This window comes from Rhodococcus sp. 4CII, assembly GCF_014256275.1.
In the GTDB taxonomy this organism is placed as follows: domain Bacteria; phylum Actinomycetota; class Actinomycetes; order Mycobacteriales; family Mycobacteriaceae; genus Rhodococcus_F; species Rhodococcus_F wratislaviensis_A.
Window position 1 is genome coordinate 5,982,201 of record NZ_JACCFE010000002.1, and the last position, 17,352, is coordinate 5,999,552.

Consider the following 17,352-nt stretch of genomic DNA (forward strand, 5'->3'; position numbering starts at 1 on the left):
GTACCGGCTCACCGAGTGGATTGTTGACAATCCTCGGGGGCGGCTCGACGATGTAGCCATGGCCCCGTTGACGCGAATCCCGGTAGCTGACTCCGACGAGACGGGACACCTCGACGCGTGGCTGCGCTGACACCTTCCGCCGTCGACCTGCGCGCCGAGCTCGGCGGGCAGGGCATCGACCTCGACACCGGATCGCGCCGACGCGCCGAATACTCCTTCGACGCCTCCAATTACCGGGTGCCGCCGCTGGCCGTGGCCTTCCCGCGCAGCGCCGGCGACGTGGTGGCGATCGTCCGGGCCTGCACCGACCGGGGCATTCCCATCACCAGCCGCGGCGGCGGCACGTCGCTCGCGGGCAACGCGATCGGCAGGGGCGTGGTACTCGACTTCTCCCGGCACATGAATCGGGTGCGGGCCGTCGACGCGTCCGCCCGCACGGCCGTCGTCGAACCCGGCATCGTCCTCACCGACCTGCAGAAGCAGGTGCAACTGGCGACGGACGGCGCGTTCACGTTCGCGCCCGACCCGTCCAGCAAGTCCCGCGCCACCGTCGGCGGCGCGATCGGCAACGATGCCTGCGGCAACCACTCCGTCCGCTACGGCCGCACGTCCGATCACGTCGTCGCGCTCGACCTGGTGACGGCGGACGGGCACCGGCTGACCGCCACCCGCGACGGGCTGTGGGCCACCGATCCGGACGACGCGTCTGCGGTGAGCGAGGCCGAGCGGATCGCCGCCGGACTGGGCGCGCTGACCCAGGAGCACCTCGGCGACTTCCGGCTCGAACTCGGCCGGATCCCGCGTCAGGTATCGGGGTTCCACCTCGCGAACCTGCTGCCCGAGAACGGCTTCGACGTGGCCCGCGCCCTGGTGGGGAGCGAGGGGACGTGCGCGGTGATCGTCGCCGCGACCGTCGCGCTGGTTCCGGTGCCGCCTGCGGCGATGCTGCTGTGCCTGGGATACCGCGACCTGGTGGATGCGGCCCGGGACAACGCTCTGATCCTCGAATGCTCTCCCGCCGCGATCGAGGGCATCGACTCGGCGATCGTCGACACCATGCGTCACCTCCGCGGCGCCGACTCCGTTGTCGGGCTGCCCGACGGTGAGGCCTGGCTGTACGTCGACCTGGACGGTGACGACCTCGCCGAGGTGAAACGCCGCGGGGCCGAACTGGTCTCGAAGCTGCGGGCGGCCGGACGGCTCGTCGACTCGCGGGTGGTCGGCGACCCGGCGGAACGCGCGTCGCTGTGGCGGGTGCGCGAGGACGGCGCCGGACTGTCGGCCCGGCTCGTCGAGGGCGGCGAATCCTGGACGGGCTGGGAGGATTCCGCCGTCGCACCCGACCAGCTGGCCGACTACCTCGTCGACATCAAGGCGCTGCTCGCCGAATTCGGTCTCACCGGCGTCATGTACGGGCACTTCGGCGCCGGCTGCATGCACATCCGCATCAACTTCGACCAGCGCACCGATGACGGCCGGGACGTGATGTCGCGGTTCATCCACCGCGCCGCCGAACTGTGCGTGCGGTTCGGGGGATCGATGTCGGGGGAGCACGGCGACGGTCGCGCACGGTCGGCGCTGCTGCCGATCATGTACACGCCCACCATGATGGCGGCGTTCGCGGCGTTCAAACGGCTGTGGGACCCGGCGGCCGTCCTGAACCCGGGAAGCATCGTCGACCCCGAACCGTTGCTCGGCAGTCTCGCCCTCGACGGGGTGAACCCGCGGGCATGGCAGACCAGCTTCGATCTCACCCCCACCAGCGACGTCCCGGTCGCACCATTCGTCCACGCCGTTCAGGGCTGCATCGGTGTAGGCCGCTGCCGGGCCTCGACGGGCGGCGTGATGTGCCCCAGCTTCCGGGCGACCGGCGACGAGAAGGACTCCACGCGCGGCCGGGCCCGCGCCCTGCAGGAGATGGTCCGCAACTCGCCGACCGTCGCGGACGGCTGGCGGTCCGAGGACGTCAAGGAATCCCTCGACCTGTGCCTGTCCTGCAAGGCGTGCTCCAGCGACTGCCCGGTGGGCGTCGACATGGCCACCTACAAGTCCGAATTCCTCGACCATCACTACCGTGGCCGGCGGCGTCCGCTGTCGCACTACTCCCTCGGCTGGCTGCCGGTGTGGCTGAAGGTCGCCGAACGGTCCGCCCCGCTGGTGAACCGGCTCACCGCCGGCCGGCTCGCGAAGGTCGCGGCCAGGGTGGGCGGTCTCACCCCGCACCGGACGATGCCGGAGTTCGCGTCGCGCAAGCAGATTCGACGCGAGGTCGGGGAGACGTCGCAGAACGGCGCCGCGGACGTCGTGGTGCTCGCCGACACGTTCACCCGCGGATTCCGGCCCGAGGTGGTCGGCGCCGCGTCGCGAGTGCTCGCCGAGGCGGGCCTGAGCTCGCAGTGCCGCAGCGACGTCTGCTGCGGGCTCACCTGGATCTCCACCGGACAGCTGAAGCAGGCGAAGAAGACCCTCACGCGGGCAGCGGAGATTCTCGACGACGGCACCGACCGTCCCATCGTCGTCCTCGAACCCAGTTGCGCCGCCGCGTTCCGCAAGGACCTGCCCGAACTCGTCCATACCGTCGCCGCACGACGCGTCGCCGCCCGGATCCGGAGCTTCGCCGGCGCGATCCTCGAGCGCACCGAGGCCGGATGGACCCCGAGCGTGCCGCTGCCCGAAGACGTCACCGTGCAGACCCACTGCCACGAATACGCGGTGTTCGGTGCGGCCGGGCAGCGGAAGGCGCTGCAAGCGGTCGGGGTGCCGCGGGTGCGGGAGGCCACCGGATGCTGCGGCGTCGCAGGAAACTTCGGGTTCGAGGCCGACCACTACGAGCTCAGCATGCAGGTGGCGGAACAGGCACTCGCCCCCGCGCTGCGCGACAGTCCAGACGACGCAGTCGTGCTGACCGACGGATTCAGCTGCCACATGCAGGTGCGGCAACTCGACCCGGACCGATCGTCGCAACATCTCGCCCAGCTTCTCGACCCCGCACCACCCGCATCACCGTCGAAACCCGAACACGAGAGCGGAGACTGACATGTCGCAGTTGTCGATGACCCCCGAACAGCGCGAGAAGTTCCTCGCAGACGTGCACGTGGGGGTGATCGCCGTCGACCGCGACGGGCGGGCACCGCTCGCCGTGCCCATCTGGTACGGCTACGAACCCGGCGGCCAACCATACGTGTGGACCGGTCGTGGGTCGCTGAAGGAGCGGCTGATCCGCGCCGCCGGCCGCTTCAGCCTCGTCGCCCAGGACGAGAAGCCGCCGTACCGGTACGTGAGCGTCGAAGGTCCGGCGGAGTTCGACGAATCACCCACCGAGGACATCGTCCGCGGACTCGCCACCCGCTACCTGCCCGCCGACGAGGTCGACGGGTTCGTCGAGCAGGCGTACGACGACAACGCGATCGTCATCCGCATGCGGCCGGAGCACTGGCTGAGCGTCGATTACGGCAAAGGCGCGTAGCACCCGTGCGCCCTTTTGGTAGCTGGGACAACCAGAAAGGCGCACGGGCGATTTGGTTCACGGTGATTCAGACGATGGCGAAGGGCCGTGATGTGCGGAAGCGTGAAGGGGCCGTAGTTCCGCCTCGACAGGAGCGCCCTTCATGACCGAACTTCTCGACCTGAGCACCGACGTCCTCGTCATCGGTGGCGGCCCCGCAGGAACGTGGGCGGCGCTGCGCGCACGGCAAGCCGGGGCGGACGTCGTCCTCGTCGACAAGGGGTACTGCGGAACCAGCGGCGCCACCGCGCCTTCGGGCACCGGCGTCTGGTACGTCGACCCCGACCCGTCGGCGCGGGCGGAGGCCAAGGCCAGCCGCGAAACGCTCGGCGGGCATCTCGCCGACCATCACTGGATGGACCGCGTCCTCGACCAGACGTACGCGAACATGAACCTCCTCGCCGAGGAGGGCCGGTACCCGTTCCCCGTCGACCCCGACACCGGCAGGCAGATCCGCACCGGACTCCAAGGGCCCGAATACATGCGACGGATGCGGGCGTGGGTCAAGAAGGCGGGCGTTCGGATCCTCGACCACTCGCCGGCCCTCGAACTGCTCGTCGACATCGACGGCCAGGTGCGCGGCGCTGCCGGCTACCGACGCCAGGCCGACCGCGACTACCGGATCACGGCGGGCGCCGTCGTGATCGCGAGCGGTGGCTGCGCGTTCCTGTCCCGCGCTCTGGGCACGAACGTCGACACCGGCGACGGCGCGCTGATGGCCGCCGAGGTGGGTGCCACATTCTCCGGCATGGAGTTCTCCAACGCGTACGCGATCGTCCCCGCCAACTCCACCATCACGAAGACCGCCTACTACGGTTATGCCACGTTCTTCCACGCCGACGGGAGCGTTCTCGAGGGCGCCGGCTCCACCAAGGGGCGGTCGGTGATCGCGAAAACGCTGCTGTCCGAGCCGGTGTTCGCGCAACTCGACCGCGCCGACGACGAGGTGCAGCGCCAGATGCGGCTCGGCCAGCCCAACTTCTTCCTGCAGTTCGACCGTCGCGGCATCAACCCGTTCACCGACCGCTTCGAGGTCGGCGTGCTCGCCGAGGGCACGGTACGCGGAACCGGCGGTATCGCTCTGATCGACGACACGTGTGCCACGTCCGTGCCGGGACTGTTCGCGGCTGGCGACGCCGCCACCCGCGAACGCATCTGCGGCGGGTTCACCGGCGGCGGCAGCCACAACTCGGCGTGGGCGATGTCGTCCGGCAGCTGGGCGGGCACCGGGGCCGCGCGCTTCGCCCGAACCGAACGTCGCGTCCGGGCAGGCGAGCTCCGCCCCGCCGGCCGGGCCGGTCTGCGGCCAACCCAGCGGTCGGGGTTGGAGGCGTCCACCGTCGTCGCGGCCGCGCAGGCGGAACTGATTCCGTACGAGAAGAACTACCTGCGGGACGGGGTCCGGGTGCAGGGGGCGCTCGACGAACTGGAGTCGCTGTGGACGGCGTTGTCGCTGGGCCTCGGCGGCGACTCCGGGGACGAACGCGTCCGGGCCCGTCAGGCCGCCGCGATCACCGCGGTGGGCCGGTGGATGTACCACTCGACGCTGGCACGGACGGAAACCCGCGGAATGAGCAAGCGCGCCGACTACCCCGACCTCGACCCCGCGCAGCACCACCATGTGCTCACCGGCGGGCTGGACGACGTCTGGACGACGACCGCCGCGGCGCGGAGCGGCCTGTTGCGAGTGGCATCGTGATCGAACTGCTGCTGACCGACGCGTGCATCGGCTGCGACAAGTGCGTCGACGCGTGCCCCACCAACGTGTTCGACCGCACCGCCGCCGGGATCCCCGTGATCGCGCGGCAATCGGACTGCCAGACGTGCTTCATGTGCGAGGCGTACTGCCCCGTCGACGCGCTCTACGTGGATCCGCAGTCCACACCCCTCACCGACGGGCAGGGCATCCCGCACGAGCACATCGGCCGATACCGCGAGAAGCTCGGCTGGGGGAAGGGGCGCGCCCCGGGCACACTCACCGCCGTCGGGCCGAGCAGGCTGCGCCCGTGAGTGCGTAGCGAGTCCCTGGACTCCTTGACCACCCACGGGCGGTGGAGCCGCTAGATTGGAGTCACGGGAACAGTCGTCACCTGGTGCGGGGGTGCGCGTGCAGAATTCGAAGTCGACTCCGACGACCGTGCCCGGGCTGCGGGTGTACCGGCCCGAATCGCCCGCGGCGCGGGCGGCGCTCGTCGGCGCGACTGTCGTGGTCGGTCTCGTGCTCCTGTGGATTGCCGCGCGGTCGGGGCCCGTCCGCATGTCGATCGTGGCGGCCGGCCTCGCCGTCCTGCTGGTGGCCCGGGGGCTGCACCTGCGCCGGCCCGTCACCGTGACGCATGTGGTCGCGGCGGTGTTGTTCGTGGCCGCCGCCGATCTCGCTTACACGACCGCTCATCCGGCGCCGGGGTTCGTTCTCCTCATGGCGACCGGACCCGTCCTGATGCTGCCGGTGCGCAGCGTGCCGCAACCCGAGGACCGCGCCCGCATCTTCGCGCTGATCCAGCGGACCACGGACGACCCGTTGTCGCCGTTCGCCCTCAATTCGGCGAAGTCGTACTACTTCAACGCGTCCGGCACCGCGGCGATCGCGTACCGGGCGCGGTCCGGGATAGCGGTCGTGTCCGGCGATCCGCTCGGCGACACCGCCGCATTCGGCGCGCTTCTCGACGAGTTCTCCGAGTTCGCCGCCGAACGCGGGTGGCGCGTCGCGGTGCTCGGCGCCGGGGAGCGCGCCGGCAGGATGTGGGAGACCGGCAGCGACACCCGAAAGTCGTTGCGAGCGGTGCCGATCGGACGCGACGTGGTGATCGACGTCGGACACTTCACACTGGAGGGCCGGAAGTTCCGTAACCTGCGGCAGGCCGTGCAGCGCACCCACAATGCCGGGATCACCACCGAGATCGTCCCGGAGGCCGCCCTCGACGAACCGACGCGTCGCGAGTTGACGGACATCGTCGACGACGCCCGCGCCGGGCATCAGCGCCGCGGATTCTCGATGATCCTCGACCACCTGCTGGACGGGACGCTCCCCGGGCTTCTCCTCGTCATCGCCCGCGATGCGTCCGGGCGTGCCGTCGCGTTCCAGCGGTACGGGACCGCCGGTTCGGTGCGGGAACTGAGCCTCGACGTGCCGTGGCGCGGCGACGACGCACCGAACGGCACCGACGAACGCATGTCCGTCGACGTCATCCGCTACGCCGAGCAGACCGGCGCGCGATACGTCTCGCTGTCGTTCGCGGCGTTTCCGGAACTCCTCGACCCCCGCGCGCCCGGTGCGGGAGCGCGACTGTTCCGCCGGCTCCTGCACCTCGGCGACGTACTGATCTCACTCGAGTCGCTGTACCGCTACCTCGGCAAGTTCCATTCGACGGGGAACCGGCGCTACGTGCTCCTGCGGTTCCGCTACCTGCTGCCCGTCGCGTTCGCGTGCCTGACGTTCGAGTTCGTGCCGCATCGGGAACGGGGCTGAGGCGCGGGGTCAGAAGTCGTAGTTCTTCTCGTTCGTCGCGGTGAGTGCGTCGACAACGGCCGCGAGGTCGGTCTTGGACACGTCCCGGGTCTCCTCCTCAGGGCTCGGTCTCGGCGCCTTCTTCTGTGGGGACTGCTTCTTGCCGGGCCGTTCATCCGTCATCTGTGCACCTTCGCGATATGCCGAGCCGGACAGGTTACCCATGAGTACACCCGCGAATCCGAGCCGCCGCAACTTGGCGGGACCCTGATGTGATGCGGTCCACGTCAAACCAGCTATCGGTCAGCTATCAGGTTGTGATCGACTGGGGCGACAAGTGCTCGTGGACGGCGATCCAGCCCGACTCTGCGCCACGCCGGAACAGGATCGTCTCCCGTTCGTCGAGCTCGACCGTTCCCGTCGAATCCCGCACGGTGGTGCCGACCCGGTGCGTCAGCACCGCGACATCCGGGATCGGGAACGTGACGTTCTGCTCGCTGGAACGGCACGCCAGGACGCGGAACCCGTCCGCCTCCCACTCGGTCCACAGGTCGCGGTAGGCCTCGCGACTGGGCAGCGGCACCGGGTGGGTGTAGAAGACGAACGTCGCGTCCGGGCTGAAACGCCTCGAAGTAGGCCGTCGTGTCGTGCTCGCCGAATGCCCGGATCAGCGCGTCGATCGCGTGCTGGACGTCTGCCGTCGTCGTGTCAGCCATGAGCCGGGGTCTCCTCGACTGCCAGTGTGGCTTCGCTGTCTTCGATGAACCGTTCCTCGGTGTCGAGGTCCAGCGACCGGGACAGGACCCAGTACACGATCCCGGACACGGCGAGGCCGACCGCGAACGCGACGTCGACGTCACCGAGGACCGCGGCGATCGGTCCGACGTAGAACGGCAGCACCATGAACGGCACGGACGCGACGATGCCGGCGAAGAAGGCGGTCATGCCCCGCCACGACCACATTCCGTACAGGCCGTCCGGCGTGAACAGGTCGGTGATGGCGTAGTGCCCGCGGCGCACGAAGAAGAAGTCGGTGAGATTGACGGCGGTCCACGGCACGAGGAGGTACAGCATGATCAGCAGCGTCGTGTTGAGGACGGTCGTCGAATCGGTGAACAGCAGGCTCAGCACCAGCCAGACCGCCGCCAGTGCAAGGACGGTCACCACCCGGATCCGGCGGGACGGGGTGACCTTCCGGAAGGAGTCGATGCCGGTGATCACGGTCAGCATGCCGCTGTACGCGTTCAGGCCCATGGTCGCCACCAGCACGAGCGTCGCGACGAGGGCGAGCACGCTGCCGAGGAACGGGACCACCGAGTTGCCGGCGTCGTGGATGCCTGCAAGCGCATCCGTGGCTCCGAGTCGGGTGGCCATCCACGCGCCCACCGGGATCAGCCAGACCGGCGACGCCGAGGCGCCGAGGAACACGGCCGACACGATGGCCGACGTGCGCGTGTTGCGCGGCAGGTACCGCGAGTAGTCCGACACGTACGGCGCGTACGTGATGTTGTAGGAGGCCGCGACACTGAACTGGGCGATGAACGCCAGCAGGGTGAACCCGCCCGTCGCGGCGCCCGCGTTGCCGCCGGCGTGCCCGAACACGATGCCCCACGTGAGGATGGCCCACAGCGGCAGCGACAGCCAGAACAGCACACGGAACGACAGGTGCAGGAGATCGTGACCGAAGATCGCGAGCAGCGTCGCGACCGCGGTGATCACGACGGCGATGACGGCAGCGTTCCACCCGAAGATGCTGTGCAGACCCGTCTTGATGATGACGACGTCCACGACGTTGAACCCGACGTACGTGAACAACGTCCCGATGAGTGCGAGGACGACACCGCGATAGCCGAATTGCGCTCGGGACTGCACCATCTGCGGGAGTCCGAGCACCGGTCCCTGCGACGCGTGGAACGCCATGAACAGGGTTCCGAAGAAGATGCCGAGAATGCCCGCGACGACCGTCCAGCCCAGCGACAGGCCGAGGGCGGGGCCGACGAAGCCGATGGCCACCGTGAATGGCTGGAAGTTTCCGACGAACCAGAAGGGGCCCTGGTCGCGGACCTTCCCGTGACGTTCGTCCTCGGGGACGTAGTCGATGGAGCGGGTCTCGATGGTGCCACCGAGGGTCGCGGCGGTGTCGCCGGAGTGATCTGACACTGAAACTCCTAGGAGGTGCTGTGGCTCTGATCACCACTCTGCGCACTGCGCCGCCCCAGCACCAGAGGCGAGATGTACAGTTCGTCTATTACGGTTGGGCAATGAGTACAAGAGGTCGCCGGTGATCACCGTCCAGGACGTCCTGTCCGCTCCCACGCTGCGGCTCACGTCGATGAGCGGGACGGCGGGAGTCGGCAACCCCATCACCGCAGCGCACGTGTCCGAACTGACGCGTCCGCGGGACTGGCTCCAGGGCGGCGAGTTGCTGATGACCGTCGGCCTGATGCTTCCCACCACCGAATCCGGGTGCCGCGACTACGTGCGGGATTGCGTCGCGGGCGGGGTCGCCGCACTGTGCCTCGGTCTGGGGCACGGGCTGCCCTTTCAGGCGCCACCCGCGCCGCTCGTCGCGGCGGCGCGGGAATTCGGCGTCCCGCTGCTCATCGCCCCCGACTCGGTGCCGTTCATCGCCATCACCAAGTGGATCTTCTCCCGGATCGCCGAGGAGGAGAAACGTGCGCTCGAGGACGCCATCGAACTGAGCTATCAGCTCACCGCGGTCGCGGCCGGACCGTCGCCGCTGAGCGGATTGCTCGACAATTGGCGTTCCGTCAGCGGCTCCCTCTGCGCGGTGCTGGACGCGTCGGGCGGGGTGGTCCAACTCTCCGACGGCGTCGACGCGGCGTTTCTGCAGGACGCCCAGGACCAGGTGGGTCGCTACACCACCCGCGCGAAGGGCTGGACGGCGTTCGGCGGTGCCGGTCGGCGGGAACTCGAACTGCACCCCGTTCGCATCGAGAACCCGCTCGCGTTCGTCGTGCTCGAGCGGTCGGCGGACAACGCGCTGCGGCACGCGTCCAATGTTCTCGTCTCGCTGCTGTCGCTCGAACTCGAACGCCGTCACATGGCCGGCGAACCCGAGCGGCAGCGGCGGGCGGCGGCGCTGGCGCAGCTGCTCAGACCCGGCCTCCGGAGGGAGCGCGCGCACCAGATCGCGGCAGGCATCGGGCTGTCCCGCGACCCCCTGCAGATCGCCGTCGTGCGCTCCACTCCCGAGGCGGTTGCCGACCTGACCGTCCGGATCGGTTCGGTCCTCCCGGATTCCGTCCTGAGACAGCGCAACTCGGACATCGAGATCGCGCACCCCGAGGTCGCCGGGCTGGCGGACCTGCTGTCGGGCTTGGCGGAGGGATGCGCGATCGGGATCGGTGCGCTGGTTCCCGTGGACGCGCTGGCCGTGTCGGCGATGCAGGCGCGATCCCTCGTCGCCGTCAGCGCCCGACTGGGCCGCGCTGTCGACGCCAAGGAAGGGGAGACCGTCCAGTTGCTGCTCCGACTCGGCTCGGCCGACGTGCTCAGCGGCTTCTCCACCGCCGTCCTCGCACCCCTCGATCAGCTCGAGCCACGCGAACGCGTCGAACTCCAGCGAACGCTCGAGGAATGGCTGCGAGCCAACGGGGCATGGGACCCCGCGGCGGCAGCCCTCTCCGTGCACCGCAACACCGTCCGGAACCGGATCGACAAGATCGCGGCACTGACCGGGCGGAACCTCGACCAGGCCGACGACCGCATGGAGCTGTGGCTGGCGCTCAAGGCCAGAGCGGTGACACCGTCTTCGGACGAACCCGACTGACGGTCACGCCCGTACCAGGATCTTCACTGCCGTGTCGTTGTGCTCGATCAACGTCGTGAGGCCCTCGGAGACCAGGTGGTCGAGTTCGATCCGGCCGGTGATGAACGGCGCCAGGTCGATCACGCCGCTGCGCACCATCTCGATCACCGCCTCGTGATCGCGGACGTAGGCGATGGTGCCGCGCAGGTCGATCTCCTTGAGGACGAGTTTCTGCATGTCGACCGTCGCCGGCTTACCCCAGATCGACACGTTCACCACCACGGCTGCGGGCCGGACGGCGTCCAGGATGGTGTCGAGGACGGCGTTGACGCCCGCGCACTCGAACCCGAGGTCGGCACCGACACCGTCGGTCAGCTCGAGCACCCGGGCCGTCACGTCCTCCGACGACGGGTCGATGACGTGATGCGCGACCCCGCTCGACAGTGCCTTCTGTTTCCGGGCGTCGCTGAGTTCGGTGACGATCGTGGTGACACCGAGACCCTTCAGGACCGCGGCGACGAGGAGCCCGATCGGCCCGGCGCCGCCGACGAGCGCCACGTCGCCGGCCTTCGCGCCGCTGCGGACGACCGCGTGATGCGCGACGCTGAGCGGTTCGATCAGGGCCGCCTCGTCGAGGGGGATGTCGCCGATCTTGTGCACCCACCGGCGGTCGACCACCACCTTCTCGCTGAGTCCACCTCCGCCACCGGCCAATCCGATGAAGCCCATCTTCGTACACAGGTGATAGTTACCTGCCGTGCAGGACGCGCACTCGTTGCACACGAAGTACGGCTCCACCACCACGTTGTCGCCCACGGCGACGTCGGTGACGCCCTCACCGACCTCCTCGACCGTCCCCGAGAACTCGTGGCCCATCGTCACCGGCGCGTTCTCGTGCGACAGCGGGTGGGGATGTCCGGGTGGGGAGATGAAGATCGGGCCCTCGAGGTACTCGTGGAGGTCGGTGCCGCAGATGCCGCACCACGCGACCCGGAGTTTCACCGCGCCCGGCCTCAGTTCCGGCTCGGGGATGTCGTCGATCCGGATGTCGCGTCGTCCGTGGAAGCGTGCTGCCCTCATGAATCCGCCCTCACTGCGTTGTGAACGTGCTGATTCGGGGAACGGTACGACCGCCGGCGGGGATCGCGAAGAGTTGCAGTGTGTTGCAATTCGATGCCGCCGGTGTGACGTTCACCGGCGGATAGCTGGTTTGGCCGGATCTGCGGGTACCTTCGAAGGGAAAGATTGGTTCGATCTGGGGGAGTGAGGCATGGCACGCATACGCACGGCGGCCGAAGCTGAGATCAACGCCGCCGAGCAGATGCAGAAGCTCGGGTACGGCGACGCCACAGCGCTACTCGGAGGCGCGGACGGCGGCATCGACGTCTACTCCTCGCGCGCGTACGCGCAGGTGAAGTGGCGGGGCGGCAGCGCAGGCAAGGCGGACCTCGCGAACCTCTACGACACCCGCGGAACCAGTCACGCCCGCAAACTCCTGTACTTCTCCGCCCCCGGATACACCGACGACGCCGTCGACTACGCGGACACGGTGGGCATCGCCCTGTTCCGGTGCGAGCCCGACGGCGAAACCCCGCCCGTCGGCGCGCACGCCCCGAAACTGGTGGCGGCCGCGCGTAACTCGACGGTTGCGGTGGCCCCGTCCCCGCCGCCCCCACCGGAATCCGAGTCGCCGGCGCGCATCGTCGCCCGCAACGCCTGGGCCATGGTCGCAGGCTTCTTCGGCGCGCACTGGCAACTGCTCGGCGCCGTCATCTGCACGATCGTCCTCATGATCGCCCCCTTCGGCGAAGGGAACGTCGGGCTGCGCGTCTTCGCGACCATCCTCGCTGTCGTCGGCGCGCCGGTCTTCTGGCTCCTCTTCTTCCAGCGGCGGCACGCGAAGGACCGATAACACGAGAAACCGCCGCCGGTACGTACCGGCGGCGGTTTCTCGTGGTGGGTTCGGAGGAGGCGAATTTCAGTTCGCGGCCGGCAGCGACTTCAGCGATGTGACGGTGGCGACGCAGGCCCGGGCGGCCTCGGCGCCCTTCTTGACGAAGTGCTCACGGAAGTACGTGAGGTGCTCCTCGTGCTCGTGGAAGTGGTGCGGCGTCAGCACAACCGAGAAGACCGGCACATCCGTGTCGAGTTGCACGCGCATGAGTCCGTCGATGACCGCGGTCGCGACGAACTCGTGCCGGTAGATGCCACCGTCCACGACGAGTGCCGCGGCGACGACGGCGTCGTAACGTCCAGTGAGCGCGAGCCGGCGTGCGTGCAGCGGGATCTCGAACGCGCCCGGAACCTCGAAGAAGTCCAGCTCGTCCTTGGAATACCCCAGCGTGGTCACCTCGTCGGTGAATCCCTCGCGCGCGCGGTCGACGATGTTGCGGTGCCATGTGGCCTGGATGAACGCGATCCGTCCCTGACTCTCACTCATGGTCTGAAACTACTGCACCGGTGTCAGCGCTGTGAACGGGGCAGTGCCGTCGACCGACCCCACCCCGAGTCGTCGGTGAGGTGCTCGAGCAGCGGCTGAATGCGGTACGGCAGCGGGCTGGTCAATGCGATCGTGGTGGTCGAATGCGTGATGCCGGGCAGGTTCGCGATCTTCTCGAGCAACTTCTGCAGTTCCGCGTGCGTAGACGTGGCCACCCGCACCAGCAGGTCTTCGCGACCGGTGGTCGCGTGGATCTCGATGACCTCCGGCAGGTCGACGAGACGGTTGCCGACGGCGGTCAGCTTGCCCTGCTCGAGTTCCAGCCCGACGAACGCCTGAATGGGAATCCCGACCTCGGCGAGGTCGAGGTTGGGGCGGAAGCCGGTGAGCAATCCGCTGGTCTCCATCCGCTTCATCCGGGACTGCACGGTGTTGCGGGCGACGCCCAGCGAGTTGGCGAGTTCGGCCACGCTCATGCGTGAGTCCTTGCCGAGCAGTCCGAGCAACTGCACGTCGAGCTTGTCGATGCTGAGCACTTTGGGTACCTCCGGGAAGTGACGACCGTCACCTGTTGCGTGAACTGATCAGTTGATGCGATTTGCGTTGACCAAATCATAGAGCAGATAGAGGATCAAGCTCACGAAATGCTCAACGCGACGGATCGGGAATCGCAATGACTCAGCTAGACGACGCTCGTACCAGTGCAGCATCCTTTGATCTCGCCGACCGATACCGGGCCGATTCGGGCCCGGTGTTGATGACCGGTGTCCAGGCCATCGCCCGCCAGCTGGTGGAGCAGCACGAACGCGACCGCCGCGCCGGTCTGAACGTCGCGACGTTCGTCTCCGGCTACCAGGGCAGCCCCCTCGCCGGTCTCGACCGCACCATCGCCGCCATCCCCACGTTGAGCACCGATCACGACGTCAAGTTCGTGCCCGGCATGAACGAGGAACTCGCCGCGACGTCCGTCTGGGGAAGCCAGGTCGACCTCCCGCAGGGCGAGCGCACCCACGACGGCGTCGTCGGCGTCTGGTACGGCAAGGGTCCCGGCCTCGACCGCGCCAGCGACTCAATCCGGCACGCCGCGATGTACGGCGCCAACGCCCGCGGCGGCGTCCTCGTCCTCGTGGGCGACGACCCCAACGCCAAGTCCTCCACCATCCCGTGCGCCAGCGAACGGTCCATGGCCGCGATGGGCATGCCGGTGTTCTTCCCGCGCAACGCCGAGGAGGTCATCACCTTCGGCCTCTACGGGGTGGCGCTGTCCCGGATCTCCGGCTGCTGGTCGGGCATGAAGATCGTCGCCGACGTCGCCGACGGACTGTGGACCCTCGACCGCGACTTCGCCGACCTCGACATCGTGCTCCCCGAGATCGAATGGAACGGCAAACCGTGGTCGTACCGGCAGCGCGTGCTCGCGTCCCCGCCCGACAGCATTTACGCCGAGGCCGACCTGTACGGGCCCCGCTGGGCGATGGTCGAGGCGTTCAACGCCGCCAACGAGATCGACAAGATCGAGGTCAACCCGCGCAGCGCGTGGCTGGGCATCGCCGCCGTCGGCACCGCCTACGACTCCCTGCGCCAGGCCCTGCTCGACCTCGGGCTCGGCGACTCCCAGCTCGAGGACGCCGGCATCCGCATCCTCCGCGTCGGCATGCCGTACCCGCTGGGTGCCGACCAGGTGCGCGAACTCGCCGACGGCGTCGAGCAGGTCCTCGTCGTCGAGGAGAAGATGCCGTTCGTCGAGTCCCAGCTCAAGGACATCCTCTACGGTGGCACGAGCGCACCCGCCGTACTGGGGAAGAAGAACGCGCAGGGCAAGAACCTGATCCCCGTCGACGGTGAACTGACCGCCGCCCGCCTCACCGGACCACTGCGACGCGTCCTGAAGGACCGGGTCGCGCTGACCCCGGTCCCGCCGCCGCGCCTCGAGCTGACCGTCCTCCCGACGTCGCGCACCCCGTACTTCTGCTCCGGCTGCCCGCACAACCGCTCGACCGCGGTGCCCGAGGGATCGATCGCGGGCGGCGGCATCGGCTGCCACACCCTGGTCACGATGTCCGGCCGCACCGACAGCGCCGTCACGATGCTCACCCAGATGGGCGGCGAGGGCGCGCAGTGGATCGGGCAGGCCCCGTTCAGCGACGTCAAGCACATGTTCCAGAACGTCGGCGACGGCACCTACTTCCACTCCGGCCAGCTCGCCGTGCAGGCGTGCGTCGCCGCCGGCGTCAACATCACCTACAAGGTGCTCTACAACTCCGCCGTCGCGATGACCGGCGCGCAGGACGCCGAGGCCGGACTGACCGTGCCGCAGCTGACCCACAAGCTGGCGTCCGAGGGCGTCAAGCAGATCATCGTGTGCGCCGAGGACCCCAAGCGACACAAGGGCGCCCACTTCGCCGCCAACACCCTGCTGTGGGACCGCACCCGGCTCGACGAGGCGCAGCGCGTCCTCCGCGACATCGAGGGCGTCACGGTGCTGATCTTCGACCAGCAGTGCGCCGCCGAGGCGCGCCGCAAGCGCAAGCGCGGCAAGCTGCCCGCCCGCCGCACCCGCGTCGTCATCAACGAGGCCGTCTGCGAGGGCTGCGGCGACTGCGGCGTCAAGTCCAACTGCCTGTCCGTGCAGCCCGTCGACACCGAGTTCGGCCGCAAGACCAAGATCGACCAGACCAGCTGCAACACCGACTACTCCTGCCTCGAGGGTGACTGCCCGTCGTTCGTGACGGTCGAGCTGCCCGAGGAAGGCGCACCGAAGACGTTGCGCGAGATCCCCGTTCCGCCGGAGGTCGGCGACCCCGATCCCGCCGTGTGGACCGGAACGCACAACCTGTTCATGGCCGGTGTCGGTGGTACCGGCATCGTCACCGTCAACCAGGTGCTCGGCATGGCCGCGCTGCGCGCCGGGCTGCACGTCGAGGGACTCGACCAGACCGGTCTCAGCCAGAAGGCCGGACCCGTCACCTCGCACCTGCGGCTCAGCGACCAGAAGACGCGGTCGGGAAGCTCGGCGCCGTCCAACCGGATCAGCCCCGCGACCGCCGACTGCGTCCTCGCGTTCGACCTGCTGACCGCCGCCGACGCGAAGTACGCCGGCTTCGGCAGCTCCGACCGCACCATCACCGTCGCGTCGACGAGCCAGACCCCCACCGGCGACATGGTCTACGACCCCGCCGTCCGCTACCCCGACGAGGACAAGCTGCTCGAGCGTCTCGACGTCTCGGCCCGCGAACTGACCGCGATCGACGGGCTCGCCGCCGCCACCGCACTGTTCGGCAGCACCGCCGCCGCCAACTTCCTGCTGGTCGGCGCCGCCTACCAGGCCGGCGGACTGCCCGTCCCCGCCCGGTTCATCGAGGAAGCCCTCGAGATCAACGGGGTCGCCGTCGAGTCCAACAAGGCCGCATTCCACTGGGGTCGCGTCGCCGTCGCCGACCGGGAGGCCTTCCTCGCCGCCACCAGCTCGGCGGCCGTGCCGCAGCGCAGCGACACCGTCGTCCCGGCGCACCTGTTCGCCGGATCCACCCTGGGTGGTGCGACGCGCGAGCTCACCGAACGCCGCGCCGCGAATCTCGTTGCCTTCCAGGGTGACCGCGTCGCCGCCCGCTACATCGCCCTCGTGCAGCAGGCGTGGGACGCCGAGCGCGCGCTGGGTACCCGGACCGAGTTCAGCGAGGCCGTCGCCGCCGGACTGCACAAGCTCACCGCCTACAAGGACGAGTACGAAGTGGCCCGGATGCTCACCGACCAGGCCTTCCTCGACGCCGCCGCCGGCGAGGTCCCCGGCGCCGGCAAGCTGACCTACAAACTGCACCCGCCCGTCCTCAAGGCCATGGGCCGCAAGAGCAAGATCGGCTTCGGTCCCCGCTCACACGTGGCGCTCAAGACCCTCGCCAAGGCGAAGTTCCTGCGCGGCACCGCGTTCGACCCCTTCGGTTACGCCAAGGTCCGTCGTCTCGAGCGTCAACTGCTCGCGCACTACGAGACCACGGTGGCCGGCCTCGTCGCCGACCTGACCGCCGACACCTACGACACCGCCACGCTGATCGCCGACGCTCCCGACCTCGTGCGGGGCTACGAGGACGTGAAGCTGCGGAACGTCACCGTCTACCTCCAGCGTCTCGCCGAACTCGGCGTCGACACCTCCACCATCACCATCGCCACCACTCCGGAAAGGTCCTGAG

The 17,352-nt window shown here is 69.0% G+C and carries 13 protein-coding genes and 1 pseudogene; 8 read left to right on the forward strand and 6 right to left on the reverse strand.

Going from position 1 to position 17,352, the window contains the following annotated elements; genetic code table 11:
- The first annotated feature begins 117 nt into the window (after window positions 1-117).
- The 5 genes from H0B43_RS28435 (at window position 118) to H0B43_RS28455 (ending at window position 6,974) form a co-directional block, all read left to right on the forward strand.
- Window positions 118-3,036 (forward strand): FAD-binding and (Fe-S)-binding domain-containing protein, encoded by a 2,919-nt coding sequence (locus H0B43_RS28435; protein ID WP_185724876.1) that lies wholly within the window; start codon window positions 118-120, stop codon window positions 3,034-3,036.
- 1 nt (window position 3,037) lies between these two features.
- The gene (locus H0B43_RS28440; RefSeq protein WP_185724875.1) at window positions 3,038-3,466 is read left to right on the forward strand and encodes a pyridoxamine 5'-phosphate oxidase family protein; all 429 of its coding nucleotides are present in this window, start codon (window positions 3,038-3,040) and stop codon (window positions 3,464-3,466) included.
- 142 nt (window positions 3,467-3,608) lie between these two features.
- Complete coding sequence (locus tag H0B43_RS28445) at window positions 3,609-5,204, forward strand: FAD-dependent oxidoreductase (RefSeq protein WP_185724874.1); 1,596 nt, start codon at window positions 3,609-3,611, stop codon at window positions 5,202-5,204.
- Entirely contained in the window at window positions 5,201-5,515 is a 315-nt protein-coding gene (locus H0B43_RS28450; protein ID WP_185724873.1) for a ferredoxin family protein, read from the forward strand. The genes H0B43_RS28445 and H0B43_RS28450 overlap by 4 nt, the downstream gene beginning before the upstream one ends.
- 91 nt (window positions 5,516-5,606) lie before the next feature.
- Complete coding sequence (locus H0B43_RS28455) at window positions 5,607-6,974, forward strand: bifunctional lysylphosphatidylglycerol flippase/synthetase MprF (RefSeq protein WP_185724872.1); 1,368 nt, start codon at window positions 5,607-5,609, stop codon at window positions 6,972-6,974.
- A 9-nt stretch (window positions 6,975-6,983) separates the two neighbouring features.
- Here the strand turns inward: H0B43_RS28455 and H0B43_RS28460 are convergent, their stop codons facing one another.
- From H0B43_RS28460 to H0B43_RS28470, 3 genes and pseudogenes are all read right to left on the reverse strand, one after another.
- Window positions 6,984-7,136 (reverse strand): hypothetical protein, encoded by a 153-nt coding sequence (locus H0B43_RS28460; protein WP_185724871.1) that lies wholly within the window; start codon window positions 7,134-7,136, stop codon window positions 6,984-6,986.
- Between the two features lie 127 nt (window positions 7,137-7,263).
- Window positions 7,264-7,669, reverse strand: a pseudogene (locus tag H0B43_RS28465) (YybH family protein).
- A complete protein-coding gene (locus tag H0B43_RS28470) occupies window positions 7,662-9,113 on the reverse strand; it encodes a cytosine permease (RefSeq protein ID WP_185724870.1) in 1,452 nt (483 codons plus the stop codon). Before H0B43_RS28470 ends, H0B43_RS28465 begins: the two are co-directional and overlap by 8 nt.
- Window positions 9,114-9,234: 121 nt before the next feature.
- Between H0B43_RS28470 and H0B43_RS28475 the strand changes: the two genes are divergently transcribed.
- On the forward strand, window positions 9,235-10,746 hold the full coding sequence (locus tag H0B43_RS28475) for a PucR family transcriptional regulator (RefSeq protein ID WP_185724869.1): 1,512 nt from the start codon (window positions 9,235-9,237) through the stop codon (window positions 10,744-10,746).
- Between the two features lie 3 nt (window positions 10,747-10,749).
- Here H0B43_RS28475 and H0B43_RS28480 read toward each other — a convergent pair whose 3' ends face one another.
- Window positions 10,750-11,805 (reverse strand): 2,3-butanediol dehydrogenase, encoded by a 1,056-nt coding sequence (locus H0B43_RS28480; protein ID WP_185724868.1) that lies wholly within the window; start codon window positions 11,803-11,805, stop codon window positions 10,750-10,752.
- 190 nt (window positions 11,806-11,995) lie between these two features.
- On the opposite strand from H0B43_RS28480, the gene H0B43_RS28485 reads away from it, so the two are divergent.
- Window positions 11,996-12,637: a restriction endonuclease gene (locus tag H0B43_RS28485; RefSeq protein WP_185724867.1), complete on the forward strand. Its 642-nt coding sequence runs from the start codon at window positions 11,996-11,998 to the stop codon at window positions 12,635-12,637.
- A gap of 66 nt (window positions 12,638-12,703) precedes the next feature.
- On the opposite strand, the gene H0B43_RS28490 is transcribed toward H0B43_RS28485, so the two are convergent.
- The gene (locus H0B43_RS28490) at window positions 12,704-13,165 is read right to left on the reverse strand and encodes a 6,7-dimethyl-8-ribityllumazine synthase (RefSeq protein WP_185724866.1); all 462 of its coding nucleotides are present in this window, start codon (window positions 13,163-13,165) and stop codon (window positions 12,704-12,706) included.
- A 23-nt stretch (window positions 13,166-13,188) separates the two neighbouring features.
- Window positions 13,189-13,701, reverse strand: coding sequence for an Lrp/AsnC family transcriptional regulator (locus H0B43_RS28495; protein WP_005252722.1), 513 nt, complete (start codon window positions 13,699-13,701; stop codon window positions 13,189-13,191).
- Between the two features lie 137 nt (window positions 13,702-13,838).
- Here H0B43_RS28495 and H0B43_RS28500 point away from each other — a divergent pair, with 137 nt between their 5' ends.
- Complete coding sequence (locus H0B43_RS28500) at window positions 13,839-17,351, forward strand: indolepyruvate ferredoxin oxidoreductase family protein (protein ID WP_185724865.1); 3,513 nt, start codon at window positions 13,839-13,841, stop codon at window positions 17,349-17,351.
- Window position 17,352: the final 1 nt, after the last annotated feature.

Bases quoted from the DNA above. Each gene is read 5' to 3' on its own strand.
- H0B43_RS28440 (WP_185724875.1), top strand. From the start codon at position 3,038: ATGTCGCAGTTGTCGATGACCCCCGAACAGCGCGAGAAGTTCCTCGCA.
- H0B43_RS28445 (WP_185724874.1), top strand. From the start codon at position 3,609: ATGACCGAACTTCTCGACCTGAGCACCGACGTCCTCGTCATCGGTGGC.
- H0B43_RS28460 (WP_185724871.1), bottom strand. From the start codon at position 7,136: ATGACGGATGAACGGCCCGGCAAGAAGCAGTCCCCACAGAAGAAGGCG.
- H0B43_RS28480 (WP_185724868.1), bottom strand. From the start codon at position 11,805: ATGAGGGCAGCACGCTTCCACGGACGACGCGACATCCGGATCGACGAC.
- H0B43_RS28485 (WP_185724867.1), top strand. From the start codon at position 11,996: ATGGCACGCATACGCACGGCGGCCGAAGCTGAGATCAACGCCGCCGAG.
- H0B43_RS28490 (WP_185724866.1), bottom strand. From the start codon at position 13,165: ATGAGTGAGAGTCAGGGACGGATCGCGTTCATCCAGGCCACATGGCAC.
- H0B43_RS28500 (WP_185724865.1), top strand. From the start codon at position 13,839: ATGACTCAGCTAGACGACGCTCGTACCAGTGCAGCATCCTTTGATCTC.